13 protein-coding genes and 1 pseudogene are annotated in these 15,076 nt (G+C 58.8%); 11 read left to right on the top strand and 3 right to left on the bottom strand.

The window, feature by feature from the left end:
• From IC66_RS46725 to aepX, 3 genes are all read right to left on the bottom strand, one after another.
• On the bottom strand, positions 1-199 hold a 199-nt coding region (locus tag IC66_RS46725), incomplete at its 3' end, for an NTP transferase domain-containing protein (protein WP_157158168.1).
• A gap of 46 nt (positions 200-245) precedes the next feature.
• The gene (locus IC66_RS0137415; RefSeq protein WP_038951016.1) at positions 246-1,436 is read right to left on the bottom strand and encodes a pyridoxal phosphate-dependent aminotransferase; all 1,191 of its coding nucleotides are present in this window, start codon (positions 1,434-1,436) and stop codon (positions 246-248) included.
• 58 nt (positions 1,437-1,494) lie between these two features.
• Complete coding sequence (gene aepX, locus IC66_RS0137410) at positions 1,495-2,400, bottom strand: phosphoenolpyruvate mutase (protein WP_049806734.1); 906 nt, start codon at positions 2,398-2,400, stop codon at positions 1,495-1,497.
• 671 nt (positions 2,401-3,071) lie between these two features.
• On the opposite strand from aepX, the gene IC66_RS47315 reads away from it, so the two are divergent.
• The 11 genes and pseudogenes from IC66_RS47315 (at position 3,072) to IC66_RS44030 (ending at position 14,802) form a co-directional block, all read left to right on the top strand.
• A complete protein-coding gene (locus IC66_RS47315) occupies positions 3,072-3,245 on the top strand; it encodes a hypothetical protein (protein ID WP_162131357.1) in 174 nt (57 codons plus the stop codon).
• 104 nt (positions 3,246-3,349) lie between these two features.
• Positions 3,350-3,517, top strand: a pseudogene (locus IC66_RS49295) (transcriptional regulator domain-containing protein); the annotation flags it as partial.
• A gap of 322 nt (positions 3,518-3,839) precedes the next feature.
• The gene (locus IC66_RS48675) at positions 3,840-4,112 is read left to right on the top strand and encodes a DNA -binding domain-containing protein (protein ID WP_354267814.1); all 273 of its coding nucleotides are present in this window, start codon (positions 3,840-3,842) and stop codon (positions 4,110-4,112) included.
• Between the two features lie 1,767 nt (positions 4,113-5,879).
• Positions 5,880-7,451 carry a porin gene (locus IC66_RS0137395; protein WP_083859384.1) on the top strand — a complete coding sequence of 524 codons (1,572 nt, stop codon included), beginning with the start codon at positions 5,880-5,882 and terminating at the stop codon, positions 7,449-7,451.
• A 1,009-nt stretch (positions 7,452-8,460) separates the two neighbouring features.
• Positions 8,461-8,613, top strand: a complete 153-nt coding sequence (locus tag IC66_RS46720) for a hypothetical protein (RefSeq protein ID WP_157158167.1) — start codon at positions 8,461-8,463, stop codon at positions 8,611-8,613.
• Between the two features lie 23 nt (positions 8,614-8,636).
• A complete protein-coding gene (locus IC66_RS0137390; protein ID WP_038937005.1) occupies positions 8,637-9,611 on the top strand; it encodes an ABC transporter ATP-binding protein in 975 nt (324 codons plus the stop codon).
• Positions 9,608-10,606, top strand: a complete 999-nt coding sequence (locus IC66_RS0137385) for an ABC transporter ATP-binding protein (RefSeq protein WP_049806733.1) — start codon at positions 9,608-9,610, stop codon at positions 10,604-10,606. The genes IC66_RS0137390 and IC66_RS0137385 overlap by 4 nt, the downstream gene beginning before the upstream one ends.
• Positions 10,606-11,532, top strand: coding sequence for an ABC transporter permease (locus tag IC66_RS0137380; protein WP_038937003.1), 927 nt, complete (start codon positions 10,606-10,608; stop codon positions 11,530-11,532). Before IC66_RS0137385 ends, IC66_RS0137380 begins: the two co-directional genes overlap by 1 nt.
• Positions 11,529-12,407, top strand: a complete 879-nt coding sequence (locus IC66_RS0137375; protein WP_083859383.1) for an ABC transporter permease — start codon at positions 11,529-11,531, stop codon at positions 12,405-12,407. Before IC66_RS0137380 ends, IC66_RS0137375 begins: the two co-directional genes overlap by 4 nt.
• Positions 12,408-12,448: 41 nt before the next feature.
• Positions 12,449-13,996, top strand: coding sequence for an ABC transporter substrate-binding protein (locus tag IC66_RS0137370; RefSeq protein ID WP_041959870.1), 1,548 nt, complete (start codon positions 12,449-12,451; stop codon positions 13,994-13,996).
• On the top strand, positions 13,993-14,802 hold the full coding sequence (locus tag IC66_RS44030; protein WP_157158166.1) for a phosphodiesterase: 810 nt from the start codon (positions 13,993-13,995) through the stop codon (positions 14,800-14,802). The genes IC66_RS0137370 and IC66_RS44030 overlap by 4 nt, the downstream gene beginning before the upstream one ends.
• Positions 14,803-15,076 lie beyond the last annotated feature (274 nt).

Below are 15,076 nucleotides of genomic sequence, written 5' to 3'. Positions count from 1 at the left end.
GCCTGCCGCAGGCATACTGGATGGCGTCCACAACCGTCACCTCACCGACGCCGATGGCCTCCAGATTCCGCAGGGCGTTGTGCAGGATCGGCATGCCGTTAACCTCGACCAGTGGTTTTGGCCGCAGATCCGTCAGCGGCCGCAGGCACGAGCCGAGGCCGGCTGCAAGCACGATAGCGCGGCGAGGAACTTCAGCCATAGTGCTAACCTTCCGCAACGCTAAGCATGCCGATCACACCAGGACTTCAATGCCACGTGTTTAAAGTTGCGGACAAACGCCGCAAGCCCTTGTCGAGCGAGCCAAGGTCAATCCCATAGGAGAGCCGGACCCCGTCTGAATCGCCAAAGATCGTGCCCGAAGCTGCCGCGACACCAGCGTCCATCAGCAATACGTCAACGACGTCATCGGCGTTGAATTCGGGGCCTGGCCCCTTGGTGCTTTGCCGCCACCCGTTGATATCTAGATAGAAGTGGAATCCGCCTTGAGCTGCAGGTTGCGGGATCGACTTCAGGGTCGAAAGAACCGAGAGCCCAAGCGTTCGCGCCTCGCTGACTTGACGTTGAAGTTTTTGTTGGAAGACGACATCACCCGAATCCAAATGATGGAGCAGTGCATGTTGGGAAAGAACATCTGGGTTGCAGGCCGTATCGCGTTGTAGCGCCAGCGCGGCGCTTATAACGCATTTGGGGCCGGCGAGATAACCAATCTGGCAGCCGCTCAGGGCGAGGGATTTGGAGAACGAATTAACGATTAGCGTGCGATGACGCGCCGCAGGAGCGACCGACACAATCGGATGATGGGTGTGTGGAGCATGGGCGAAAGCCCCATAGCACTCATCGAACACAATCCAGAGATCCCGCTCGGCCGCAAGATGCGCAATTTCAGTAAGAGTTTCGCGGTCGTAAATCGTGCCTGTCGGATTGTTCGGGGTGTTGACAACGATCGCTTTAGTCCTTGACGTAACTGCCGCAGCGAGATCTGAAGGCTTCGGCACGTAATTGTTGTCCCTGGTCTCGATGAAAATCGGAACTCCGCCTGCCAAGAGAACCTGCGCGGGGAAAGAAGTCCAATGCGGAACGGGGATGAGCACCTCATCTTTCGGATTCAGAAGCACCATAGCTGCGCTGAAGAGAGCGTGGCTGGAGCCGTTCGTAACTGCGACTTCATCCATTGACCAGGGTTGACCAGTCTCGGAGGAAATTCTGCGAGCGATCGCCTCTCGGAGCTCCGTCGGGGCGCCTGTCTCAGTGTCGCGGTTGATACTGCGATTGATCGCGATGATGGTGCCCTCGCGCACCATCGGCGGTAGATCACTCCGGATCTCTTCAGCGGTCAGATCGATGATCTGCTCGGCGCTCAAGGTAGCCGCTTTGGCCGCGGTCCATGCCGCAGCTCTGTCCGAGTGTTTGAACAGGGCTGTTCGCTCCGCCAGCATGTGCGCTCTCCTTTAACCCGGCATGTCACGATTGGCGCTGCGAGGCGAACCTTTCATGTCAGCCCCCTACAAAATCGATGCCGCCGTCTGAATGAAAAGCCCCGCATCGCTGCCCAGGCAGATATCGAGCTTCCGCTCGTGCCAATTCGTCATATCTTAGCAATTCAAAGACCTCATCAAGGGTCGCGATACCAGGCTCAATGCTCGCAGTGCTTTCCTCGGTCATAATACGACGACAGACTTGCCCCATTGCTGCCATTGCCGCTCGCATCGAGTGATTGGCCCAGATCACTGTGGAGATGCGAGCTTCGCGATACACAGAGGCTGGTGTTCGATAATATTTCGTGGGAACGATCACGAGAGGCAACTTGTTCTGCCAAGCGCGTGCGAACGCAACGATCTCATCTGCGGCATTCCTTCGCGAGTGAATGAGGATCGCGTCGGCTCCGGCGTCCGCGTAAGCGTGAGCGCGCATAATGGCCTGGTCCATCCCTTTACCACCAATCAGTGCCTCGATGCGGGCCACAAGAACGAAGTCTTCGGCCAATGCATCCTTCACCGCGCGCAGACGGCCGGAGAATTCGTTGACTTCGGCGAGCGGATGTCGATCGCCAACAAACGAATTCATCTTGGGAAAGCAGCTGTCCTCCAGCGCGACACCGGCTGCACCCCGTTGATGGAGTTTGCGTGCCAGCAGACGAGCATTGTTGAAGTTACCGAAGCCTCCATCACCGTCGACGAGGACAGGCAGTCGGCTCGAGTCCACGATCCGCTCGACTACGTCGGCGAGTTGGCTCCAGGACGCTTCGTTCGCGTCACGGTAACCGAGCGAGCACGCGATCGACAGACCAGATGCCCAGAGCCCTTTGAAGCCCGCGCGCTCGGCGATCGCGGCGGAGAGGCCGTCATGTGCTTCCATAAGGAACGAGAGTTGGCTGCTGGAGCAGACCTCGGCCCGCAACATTTCTGCAACTGAAGAATCAGCGGAATGATCTGGACGATTGGCGAGAACAGATTGGGATTGATCTTGCATGCCAAATTCCTCGCTTGATCGGCCGACGTTCGTGCAGTGAAGATGACATCCATCTGTCATGTGAATCAATTGCGAGGTTTGGTAGTTGACTGGACCCTAGATCGTTGCGTCAAATCCGCAGGAACTTGGCTGAGACGGAGGGGGCATGTTCCGCCGCTGCATGTGTGCGCAATAGTGTCGCTTGCGCGTCCTGGACCAATGCTTTGCCGCGGCGCCTGCCACGATGGTCTTGCTGGTTACACATTCGGATACGCAGCATCAAATCCAATCCAGGCCGCCCTTTGCTGGCGACCAGATGCGTGCTTCGGTGTCATCCGTGAGCGGGCGTGTTAAAGCCATCATCCGTCGATCGGGCGGTTATCGAGGCACAAGGGCGCCCATCACGAGCTGGAAGCAGTGATCAAGAATCGTCGCAGGCGTCGCTGGCGCCTGGTCGACTAGCATTCCGTCCCAGTTTACGCTTCGGCATAACCGATTAACCTTGGACTGAGGCTTAGGGGAGCCATACCAGTCCGGAGCTCGGTTGGGCGGAAACGAAAGCAAGAATGCCCAGTGTCGGTTCGCGGACAGTTGGGGATCGCGTGGTGCGCGAGGCACGGCCAATGCCTCATTTCCTCGCATCGCGCACCACCAGCCTGTTGGTAGGGCACGCCGAAGTAATCGCGATCGCCCGCACCGAATTGCCGAGAAGGAAGAGTGACAGTTCCGAAGCCGAGGTGGGTCCTTTTCAAATCGCTGAAGTTGATTGTTCCATCGCCAAAACGCATCAATCTTGAACGGTTGTGGCTGTGCAGCCATAAATCGTCACGACCGCGCAGTTTCTTTTGCACGTGCATTCGGACATGCGGGGAAATAGTGCCATGCTGCCGACTGGAGATCAAAGTGCGCATACCACGAAGTCAAGCAGGCAGAAGCGGCCGACATAGCGTGGGAGTGGCTACGCCGCGACCACGACTATCAAAAAGACTTCAGGACTCTGCACAGGAGCAAACGGTCCAGCACGACGGACCACTTCCGGCGTAATTGGGGACTGACGTTTTCCGGCTGATCCGGAAGACTTTCGACAAACAGGCTGTTTTCTGGTCGCCTGAGGCGCCGTCGAGCGTGCTGATCGTCCGCACGGCGGTCGGCTGGATGGTGTCTAAGCCGTGTGTACCTTGATTTCGCCGACCTGACAGGCAGCGAGTTGCGTGAAGCACCGGCCGGATGGCATGCTGTCGTGCCACTCGGTGGAGCGAAGCATCGGCTTTGGCTAACAGAACTCCCGCCGAGTGGAACAATGATCGTGTTCGACTTGCCGCTCGACCGCAACTTCGCCATCCGTTTACAAGCTGCACATCGTTTCGGGTTGGCACTCGAACAGCGTCCCGTTGGATCGTCCCCTCTTAGTCGATCAATCGGAACGCGACGCCCGGCACATTCTCGCTTTGCGTGCAGTGGATGGGTGGCTGGAAGGCAACAGCCATCGCAACATCGCGGTAGGCATTTTTTGGCAAAGCTCGCATTACCGAGGCGGGAAAACACACGATCTGCGCAGCCGGTCCATTCGCCTGGTTAAGGTGGGGCTGCGCCTCATGCGGCGCGGTTATCGTGAGTTGCTCCGTTACAAGAGCAAAGACAAGCACACGAATCCTGAGCGCTAGTCCAAATCACGCGTGCACGTCGGTTCAATCGAATCAAAGTTGAAGAGCTCTCGACATCAATAGTAAGTCGGATCGTAAAACATGAGCTGACAGCTAAGTGATCAATGTTGCCCGTCAGCCTGCCGTACCATGAAGGCTCATGTCGTGAAGCTGTTCCGGTCGGCGGCTACAGGCTGTGGAAGAAGGCAGTTGATCGCCGAAAAATCAGCGATTGGGTTGTTTGCGTTCGGTGCGGATGCGTGCTGATGCAGCAAGGCGACACCACGCCGGCCAGGCGCCCGTGCAGACTGCCGCGCGGCGATAGATCAACGTTCATCGCTCGACAAATGATGTGCTTCTGTCATCTCGATCAATTGCTCGAAATGGTAGGTGACACTAAGAGAAAAGCGGGGTCTCCGGGTCGGGAGTTGAGCCGGCGAAGCCGATCTGCGCTTTAGCTCAACACCGTGGTGATGTGCGGAAGGGCTCGAGAGCAAAGCATCAGGGCCGTCCTGAAAGCTCTTCTGATAAAACTATACGAGTTCGCCCGTAGCGGAGCGCATGACGCCGCGGAGCGTCCTACTGTTCGGGCTGTGGCGTCCGAAAATCGAGTTCAATTGCACGCGTTACCTCGATGATGCACTCCGGATGGCCGCCGTTCTCGAAGAGAGCATATCTCAGAGCTTGGGTGCGGCTGATAAAGAAGCCGCCAAATGCGCCCCGTCGTTCGCAGGCGACCCAGTTACCGGCCCGATCTCGGCCAACGAGAACAATCCGTGGGGCGGAGTCACGCGAACGGGGCTCGCCAGGCGACTTATACTGCGCATGATGGAATGACATCAAGGATCATCTTCGTGGCGGCCGCATAGGCTAATGCGGTTTGGTCGTGCCAAGCACAGCTGGTGTAGGGTACCTGAATTGCGAACCGGGTTCTCCTATCAGTTCTAGCAATGGGAGAGTCGCGGTAATGCGTAGCCATAGCGTGCTGACGGTCAAAAGCGGCGCATGGCCGATTTTTGGTCCGCAGGATGTTGGTGTCGCAACGGCGGACGTGGCGATTGATGCGAAAAACTTCGCTTTGTCCCGGTCTCCTCTCCTCTAGGCGTTCGCCGGTCTCTATTGATTGACTAAAGAGATCCTTCCTCGAATGCGGCGAAATACTGGTGTTGCGTTATGGAAATCGTCCGCCGTGGGTGCTGCCTTCGTTGCACTGCGCGCCTCCGTGGAAGGACACCTTAAACGCGGACAGGATCATCGATTTTCCGGCTTCGGCTGGCGCCAGCTAGGTGCATAAGCCGAATGAGACCCCGGACTCAGGTCCTTCCTAGAACGTCCGTTCTCAAGAAGGGCCCGTCCCCGCTTTGGATCGCGCCGCCGATACGATCAGCCCTGTCGGCTGAGCGTCGATACGGCGATCATATCAACTGCTGCGACAGAACTGCGCCTTAATTCCATCAGTGGCAATTCGCCGAGCTCGCCGAATTGAAGCAGCAGAGTCCGGAGCTTCGAATCCTGATTTTGCTGGGCGGTTGGAGCAGATCGAACTGTTTCTCGGCGCCGCTGCCATGCCAGGCGCGCACGCGGTTCGCACAGTCAGTCCTTGAGACGTTCTTTCGGCGACCATCCGCGAAGGGCAGCCATTTGGATGGACATCAAACCACTGATTATAACCGACCTATAAGCATCATCGAATTGGAGGGTTCGATCGCATTATTCGATGCGTGTCACCGAACGGTTGTTCCCCGACGCTACTTGGGCGGGCCACAAAGGCTGGCAAGGAGAGAGGCAATGACGTTCGGGCGTAAGTATTCTCATTCTAACTACAGGACTGCGTTAGGTATTCTCAGCTTTGCCGCAGGATTGGCGGAGTGGACCGGCACACAAGCGGCGGACCTGCCGCTGAGGGCCAAAACGGTCGCGTACGTGAGAGTCTGCTCGTTATATGGCGCTGGCTTCTATTACATTCCAGGCACGGACACCTGCGTCAAACTCGGCGGTTACCTGCGCACTGACTTGGTCGTGAACAGCAACAGTGATTTCGACCCAGCTTACAATGGAGTGGCGGGCGCCCGGACGCGCCTCAGTAATGCCTATACGTCGCGCTCCCGCGGAGATCTGAATATCGATACACGAACGGCGACCGAATATGGCACGCTTCGGACCTTCTTCGAGACAGGCCTAACCTGGACGGATGGAGCCTACAGTGGCGCCGGAACGGGTGCGACCGTTTACTCGGCGATCGCCGGTGTTCAGGCGCCAAACAACGCCAGCCCAGGTGGCATCGCCGCCGGTACCCTCGGCGTCTATTCCGCCTTCATTCAGTTCGCCGGGTTCACCGTGGGGAAGGCGATCTCGCAGTTCTCCGTGCCTTGGACGAACTATCCCGCGAATAATTACGATGATCTGCCAGGCGGAACCGGATGGGTCACAGGCGTCAACCAGTTCACTTATACAGCAGATTTCGGCCAAGGCATTACCGCGTCTTTCTCAGCTCAGGATCAAGTCGCTCATGCCACAACTAGCGTCTGGAACGTGAGCGCTGCGACCTCAGCTGGGCTCGCGACGGGTGCGTATGGTGGCAACGACATCGGCGGTGCGGCCGCCCCAGACTTCATTGCCATGCTGCGCGTGGATCAGGCCTGGGGACTTTTCCAGGCGTCCGTTGCGGCACATGACAACCATGCCGCTTACAACGGTGCCGACGAAACGACCGGCCATCCCGCTGACAAATGGGGGTGGGCCGCTCAGTTGGCCATCTCGATCAAGAACATCCTGACAGGGCCAGGTGACACAATCAACATATCTGGCGTGTATACTAAGGGTGCGAGCCGTTACGACTTCAACGAGAATATGGCGACCACCTACGCGATGTACGGCGGCACAGCTATCGCCGGCGCCTATCAAAGCCTGGGTCTTGCGGGTCTGTCTGATTCCGTCTTTGTGGCCGGCACTAAACAGGAGTTGACCACAACTTACGGCTTCCGAGCTGGTTACACCCACAATTGGAATGCATATTGGAATACCGGGATCTATGGCGGCTGGGCAGCTGTTCGGTACAACCATACGGCCAAAGGCTATGTCTGCGGAGCCTTTGTTGCAGGCCTCTCGCTATCCAGCGGCCTTGCTGGCTGTAACCCGGATTTCAACTACGGAGCCGTTGGCCTCATCACACGCTGGACGCCGATCAAGAATTTAACCTTCTCGGCCGACGTAGCTTACACGAGGCTCGATCAGAAGTATGCGAGCGGCAGTGTCGTAACACTGCCGCTGCAATTAACCGTCGCCAAGCCGATCGCTCTATACGAGCTGAAGGATCAGAGCACACTGACCTTGCTGCTGCGGGCGCAGCGCAACTGGTGATGTTCTGTGGAGCGTCGCCTTTCGAGGACGGCAGAGATGCTCGGTAAGTCCAAAGTGCACGGCATATGAAGGTCTGTGTTGGTGAGCAGAATCCAATCGGCCCCTGGCCAAAGGGAGTCTTTTCGGGGTTCGCTCACCGGCCGCGAGAGCCGACACCACGTGACGGTTCATCCTTGGGCGTAGGCAGCGGGGACAGGCGCTCGCCTCTCGCCAGACACAGGTCTAGGGCGGTTTAGCCTCAAGATCTTGATGGACAGCCGTATTAGGCGGCAAAGCTCGATCGGCGACAGCGCCGTTGATGGACACCATGGGGTCGGCCCGCTCCTCGACTTGCTTGCACTGCCCGAGCAAGAGAACCTCGATGAGGCTGGACCCGTAGCATTCCACTTCTATGAGCCGTGTTCGTCATACGCGCCAGTCCTTGCGGCTCCCCAAATCGGGTTTCCAGATTTAATGACTTGCGCGAGCCCCATGACCGATGGGCCTGCACAATTGCGAAGGACTGATAACCGGGATCAATCGCCTTATCGGGGCAAAACGAGCGACGTCGGCCATCCTGGCTATTTGAGTTCGCGATTCGCTGATGCCCCGGTTTTGCTTCCATCCCTGTAGGTCGGCGCATGCGCTAGCGTTGGCCCCCCGGATCGGCCTCGATCTTGGAGCGGCGGTGGAGAGCGATGGCAGGAGCGCCGTTCGCTTTGGCAACAGGATCTCACCTGCCAAAACTCTGCGGTTGCGGGCCTCGGCCCTGATTACGAGAGAGCGCTGTGCGTACGCGCCATACGACACCTTTCTCTGAGCGGCAGATCACTCTTTTGGTTGGCTTTCCGGGAAAGGGTTGTTTGCCATCGCATTTTTAGATGCTTGCGTCTCATTAGGCGATGAGTGTCATGCGCCTGTAGCAGGAAGGGTCTTGGAGTTCTCTCGCTCCATCGCTGTGCTACGGTAACTGTTTTTGTCGGCACCGTCCGGTTTTGCAGCGATCTTGCCGATGTGAAAGGAACCTGCAATGGCATCGTTCGTGCCCGAAAGTCTGAAGCAGTGTGGCCCCATGGCTGCACCTTTTGCTGTTTCCTTCCCGTCTGCGCAGGTGATGGGCGATACACGACTCGGCGAAGCGGAACTGGGGCGCTCCGGGATTGTCGTGGTGCTCGCGTGCTAGCGCACCAGAATGAGGGGCAAGGTGTGCGCGAGCTCCTGAGCATCGAACAGCTGTCGGTCAGCTTTGGAGCAACCAGAGCCGTGCGAGCGATCGATCTTCAGATCCGCAGGGGCGAAGCCGTCGGCATCATTGGAGAGAGTGGATCGGGAAAGTCAGTGACCTGGCTCGGCACTCTCGCTTTACTGCCGCCCAGTGCAGTGATCTCGGGGAGCGCCCGGCTGAACGGCCAAGAGCTCCTGGGGGCGTCGAGCAAAAGCCTGTCGCGCATTCGCGGCAAGCGGATCGCGATGATCGTCCAGGATGCCCAAAGCGCACTCAATCCGGTTCTGACGGTCGGTCGCCAGGTGATCGAGGTCCTGCAGCTGCATCGCAGCATGGGCCGCGCGGCCGCGCGGGCCGAAGCCACGCGCCTGTTCGATCTCGTCCGTATTCCCTCTGCCGCGCGACGGCTCAAATCCTACCCCCACGAACTATCGGGCGGACAGAACCAGCGGGTGATGATCGCCATGGCATTGGCCGGCAGGCCTGACTTATTGATCGCTGATGAGCCGACCACAGCGCTCGATGTAACTGTCCAGGCGCAAATTCTCGATCTCTTGCGCGATGTCCAGCGTGAAACCGAAATGGCTTTGGTCTTGATTTCGCACGACCTCGGCGTGATCGCCGAGGTCTGCAGCCGCGCTTATGTGATGTATGCCGGCCGGGTTGTTGAGGCCGGGCCCGTCGACCACTTGTTTGCTGCACCACGTCACCCTTATACGCGCAGCTTGCTCGAGGCGCTTCCAAGTTTTGATGGGCCTTTGCAGCAATTAAACGGCATTTCGGAAGCTGTCACCAACGGACGCTTTCCGCACCAAGGCTGTCCCTTTGCCCCGCGATGCCGACATCGTGCCGGCATCTGCGACCACCTGGAACCCGATCTCCGCACCGACCGCGACGGCTGGCTGGTCGCGTGCCTGCGGGCGGATGACGCCAAGCCTTTGGAGATCGTGGCGTGAGCGATGCACTTCTCCTGGCCCAAGGTCTTGCAAAGACCTATCCCTCATCGGGCAGTCCGTTCGCGCCGCGGCATCGGGTGTTGGCCGTCGATGGGGTTTCGATTTCGCTAGCCAAGGGCGAGACGCTCGGTCTGGTCGGAGAATCCGGTTCCGGGAAGTCGACGCTCGGACGCCTGGTGCTCGGCCTTGAAAAGCCAGATGCGGGCCTCGTTAAATTTGACAATGACGTCATGCCGCCCAGCAAAACTGCAGCCTGGCGGCGGCTGCGCGCAAGGATGCAACTCGTCTACCAGGATCCGTTGGGAGCGCTGGACAGGCGGCTTGCCGTTGCTGAACAGGTCGCTGAGCCGCTCGTCATTCATGGTGTTGACAAGGCGGCGAAGCGGATGGCCCAAGTGGCAACACTTCTGGCGCGCGTGGGTCTCTCCGAGGAGCATGGGACCCGCTTGCCGCATGAATTGTCCGGCGGCCAACGACAACGTGTGGTGCTCGCACGTGCCCTGGCAACGTCGCCGGACCTGCTCGTATGTGACGAGCCGATATCGGCGCTCGATGTCTCGATCCAGGCTCAGGTGATCAACCTGTTTGCCGAGGTCCAGCATCAGTTCGGCGTCGCGATGGTGTTCATCAGCCACGATCTTCGCGCCGTGCGGCAGATCAGTAAGCGTCTCGCGGTCATGTATCTCGGTCGGATCGTCGAGGAGGGGGCAACCGATGACATCCTGCAGGCGCCGCTTCACCCCTATACACGTGCCTTGGTCTCGGCCGTGCCGGACGCGCGTAAGCCAAGGACACGACGGATCACCCTCGCGGGTGATCCGCCGTGCCCGACTGAGCGCCCTGGCGGATGCGATTTCCATCCGCGCTGCCCCCTTGCTCGGCCAACCTGCCGCCATCTGCGGCCCATGCTCCTCAACAGCGGAGTTGCTGGCCGCAAGGTTGCCTGCCACCTGGTTAGCGAACCAGAACCGCTTCAGCTGGCGAGGGCGCATTGATGGCTTGGTTTGCTCTGACGCGGCTCGCGCGCACAATGATCACGATTGTTGTTGTGGTCGGCTTTGCATTCATTGTGCTGCGCCTGTCGGGGGATCCGGCGCTGGAGATCCTCTCCAATGATGCATCGGCACAAGCCCGTGAAGCGTTCCAAAAAGCTTGGGGACTCGATCAGCCAATCTGGGTACAATTCCTGGACTATGTGGCGCATGTCGTTACTGGCAGCTTCGGTAATTCGATGCGCGAAGGTCGTGACGCGCTTGCCGTCGTCGCGGAGCGTGTTCCTGTCACGCTTATGCTCACGGTGCCCGCGCTCTTCATGAATGTGTTGATCGGTATTCCGGCGGGCATCTTAGCTGCGCTCCGCCGCAACAGCGTTCTCGATCGCGGCATCATGCTTGTGGCGGTGGCGGGCTTCACGATTCCCTCCTTCGTCCTTGGTTTACTGCTTGTGTTGGTCTTCTCGGTTTGGCTCTCTTGGCTGCCGTCCGGCGGTGCACGCAGTTGGCAGCACGCCATCCTCCCGGTCCTCACGCTGGGAGCCGGCAGCGCAGCGGTCCTTGCGCGTTACACCCGTAGCGCCATGCTGGACGTGCTGGAGCAGCCCTATATCCGCACCGCACGGGCCAAAGGCGTGCCGGCCCACTCGATCGTGTGCCGGCATGCTTTGCCCAACGCGGCAATCCCGACGGTCACGCTCTTAGGCCTCATGGTCGGACAGCTGATCGCCGGCGCGGTTTTGGTCGAAAGCGTGTTTTCATGGCCAGGAGTCGGCAGGCTGCTGGTGTCTTCGGTCGCTAGTCGTGATCTGCCCATTGTCCAATGCGTGCTCTTCCTCATCGCCGTAGCCATGGTGACCTGCAACCTTGCCGTCGACCTCCTTTATGGCCTGCTCGATCCGCGAATCCGGCGGGGAGGGCATGCATGATGCTGCAGAGGATCATAGCCGAACCGTTATCGTCGAAGCTGAACGCCGCGCGAGCGCCAAGCACACCGCTCGTTATCCGCCTCGCATTCGCATATCTTCTCCTTCTGGGGACGACCGCCGTCCTGGCGCAATTGGTTATCCCCTATGACTCGGCAGCGATCGATCTGAAACCTCGTTTGTCGCCGCCGATCGGATGGGGCGGCTCGCTTGCTCATCCGTTCGGCACGGACGAGCTTGGACGGGACATGTTGTCCCGCTTGGTCTTGTCCATCCAGATGAGCGCTTTCATCGGGCTTGGTGCGACTGGTGTCGGAGCGGTGCTCGGCACCACGCTCGGATTTGTTGCCGCTCATTTTCGTGGTTGGATCGAACAAGCCATCCTGGCCCTGGTCGATTTCCAGGCCACAATGCCATTTCTGATCCTGGCGCTCGCGGTGCTTGCCTTCATCGGAAACTCGCTTGCGGTCTTTATCTGCCTGCTCGCGCTGCATGGATGGGAGCGTTATGCGCGGATCGCCAGGGGCCTTGCGATTAGCGCCAATGCTCAAGGTTACGCCGGCGCCGTCCGCCAGCTCGGTGCCCGTCCCCTTCACGTCTATTGGCGCCACATCCTTCCCAACGTGGCCGCGACGCTGATCGTATCGATGACCATCTCGTTTCCAGAGATTATCCTGGTCGAAAGCGGCTTGAGCTTTCTTGGCCTCGGCGTGCAGCCGCCATCGACATCGCTGGGCGCCATGGTGGGCTACGGCCGCGACTATCTCGCCCGCGCGCCTTGGATTTTGATGATTCCATCAGTCGTCATATCGCTGATGGCGCTATCGGTCTCGCTCATTGGCGACTGGCTGCGCGATCGCCTCGACGGCACGCTCTGATAGCTGTTTGCGCTCTTTGCTCTATCAAGAAAGGACGTCCCATGCCCGGCCTGAGTAGAAGGTCCCTGCTGAAGGCTGTTACGCTTGGAGCTGCGGTGCCTGAATTGGCTTTCGCCCAATCAGGGCGACCCAGGATCGTCGTCGCTGTGCCGACGCAGCCGGACTACGCGGACCCGGTGATGCTCAACAACACGCCGGCGCTACGGATGCTCTCCAATGCGTTCGATGGCCTGCTACGCATCGACTTTAGCCACAACATGGCCGTCAAACCAGCCATCGCGGAAAGTTGGCGACGTATCGACAGCACTAGCGTCGAATTCACGCTCCGCCCCGGCGTCAAGTTTCACGATGGCTCGACCGTAACTACCGGCGATATCGTGTTTTCGCTTGGCAAAGAGCGAAGGCTCGGTCCTACCCGGACCGGCAATACGATCGCCTCGCAATACCAGCAGAATATCGCCTCGGTGCAGGCGACGGGACCGAGCACAGTCCTTGTCACGACAACGATTCCCGATCCCGCGATCGATAAGAAGCTCGCCGCTTGGAGTGCCCAAATCGTCAGCGAAGCAGCCTTTCGCAACGCCGGCAGCTGGGAAAACTGGTTCAAGGCGCCGATCGGTGCTGGTGCGTATCGTGTGATGTCCAACCGGAAGGATGTCAGTCTGATCCTCAAGTCTCACGATGAGTATTGGGGCGGCCTTCCGCCATTCGCCAGCATCGAGTTCCGGATCGTTCCTGAGGTTGCTTCGCGGGTCAATGGCCTTTTGGCGGGCGACTATGATCTGATATCGGATCTACTGCCGGATCAGTTCGAGTCCATTGAGACCTCCCGGTTCGATGTTGTCGGGGGTGCCATATCCAATCTGCGCGTGCTCGCGATCGATACGACCGCTCCATGGCTATCGGACCGGCGTATTCGCCAGGCGCTGAGCCTTGCGATCGACCGCGAACTCATCATGGCGCAGCTCTGGCGAGGACGAATCGATGTTCCACATGGGGCGCAATATCCGATATTCGGGGACGTCTATGATCCTACCTTTCCTGCACCTGCCTACGATCCCGACAGGTCACGCGCGTTACTGCGCGAAGCCGGCTACAATGGCCATCCAATTGCCTACCGTCTGCTCAACAATTGGTATCCAAACCAGGTGCTGACGGCGCAAATCTTGGTGCAGATGTGGAAGGCTGTCGGCGTCAACGTCGTGCTCCATCAGATGGAGAATTTCAGCCAGGTCTACACAAAACCATTGAGCGCGATCTGGGATGAATCCTTTCTGCCATCCTGGCCCGACCCGACCTCCATGGTCTGGCGTCAGTACGGCCCAGGCGGCGGCCAGCACGCCCTCAAGATATGGGATTCGCCGCAGTATCAGTCGATCGGCGCCGCTTACGCGCAATCAAGCGATGGCCAAGAGCGCAAGCAGCTCGCCCGAGCTGCCCTCAAGATCTTTGCAGAAGAAGTACCCTTCATCATCCTGCACAACAATGGCGCTTTCTACGCCAAGCGCCGGAAGCTTGCCTGGGAGCCCTATGCTGCCCTGGTCATGGATTTCGGGCCTTTCAACCCAGCAAACAGCGCGAGACAATGAAAATCATCCAGTTGACCGATCCACATCTGGTCCCGAGTGGAAGCCTGCTGCGAGGGATTGACCCGCAGGCCCGTCTACGAGCTTGTCTTTCCGAGATCGAAGTCTACCATTCCGATGCGGCAGCGCTGGTCATCAGCGGCGACGTCACCGATCGGGCGGATCGAGCGTCCTATGAACTGTTCCGAGATGTCGTGGCGGAGTTCTGCTTGCCTCCGCTGCATATCACCGTGGGTAACCATGATCATCGCAGCGTATTCGGCGCGATCTTTCCAGAGCATTTGGCCGCTGACGGTTACGCCCACAGCAGATTCGATCTGCAAGATCATGTTGGTCTTCTGCTTGATACCTGGGCCGCCGGAACGCATGGCGGTGCGTTTGATGCTGTGCGCCTCGAATGGCTCAGGACACAGCTTACGGAGAGCCATAAGCCAGTTTTAATGTTCATGCATCATGCGCCAGTCAAAGTAGGGCTGAAGCGGCTCGATCAGATCGCGCTGCAGGGCGAGGAAGAACTTTGGGATGTCATCGCCCCGTTCAGCTCGCGCATCCGCCACATGTTCTTTGGCCACATGCATCGAAATGTCGCCGGCTCCTGGCGAGGCATCCCATTTACAGTCGCGGCCGGCCTGACCCATCAAGTCATGCTGGATTTTCAGACTGACATCGTCCGCCATATCGAGGTCGAGCCATACTTCAGTATCATTTTGGTCAGCGGCCGCGACGTCGTGGTGCATCCCCACGCGATCCGGGACGCCAAAATCATCGACATCATTCCGGACACGACACTTCCGTCCTGCTCTCCGTGACAATTCCCGAGGAAGCAGAGCTTGGAGCGAGTTTGATGGCGCTGGTGCAGGGCAAATAGTCAAAATCAACGTCCCCTCAGGTGGCTATGGACATGGCCACCCTGTTATTTGCCGGATCATCACGCCGCGGCATCCGCAGGCTCCCCGCCTTTGGCGCGCAGTGGACGATTCCATCATACAAATTTATGACCGAAGTTGCTATTCGGACAGATCTTGGATGGTTTCCGGTCCGGTCGAAAAAAGCAGGCACCAGAGCCGATGACGACATCCAAAC

Origin of the sequence: Bradyrhizobium genomosp. III (assembly GCF_000261705.1) — a bacterium.
GTDB lineage: Bacteria > Pseudomonadota > Alphaproteobacteria > Rhizobiales > Xanthobacteraceae > Bradyrhizobium > Bradyrhizobium ottawaense.
Note: the sequence above shows the minus strand (reverse complement) of the source record. Positions and strands in the feature narration are given on the sequence as shown.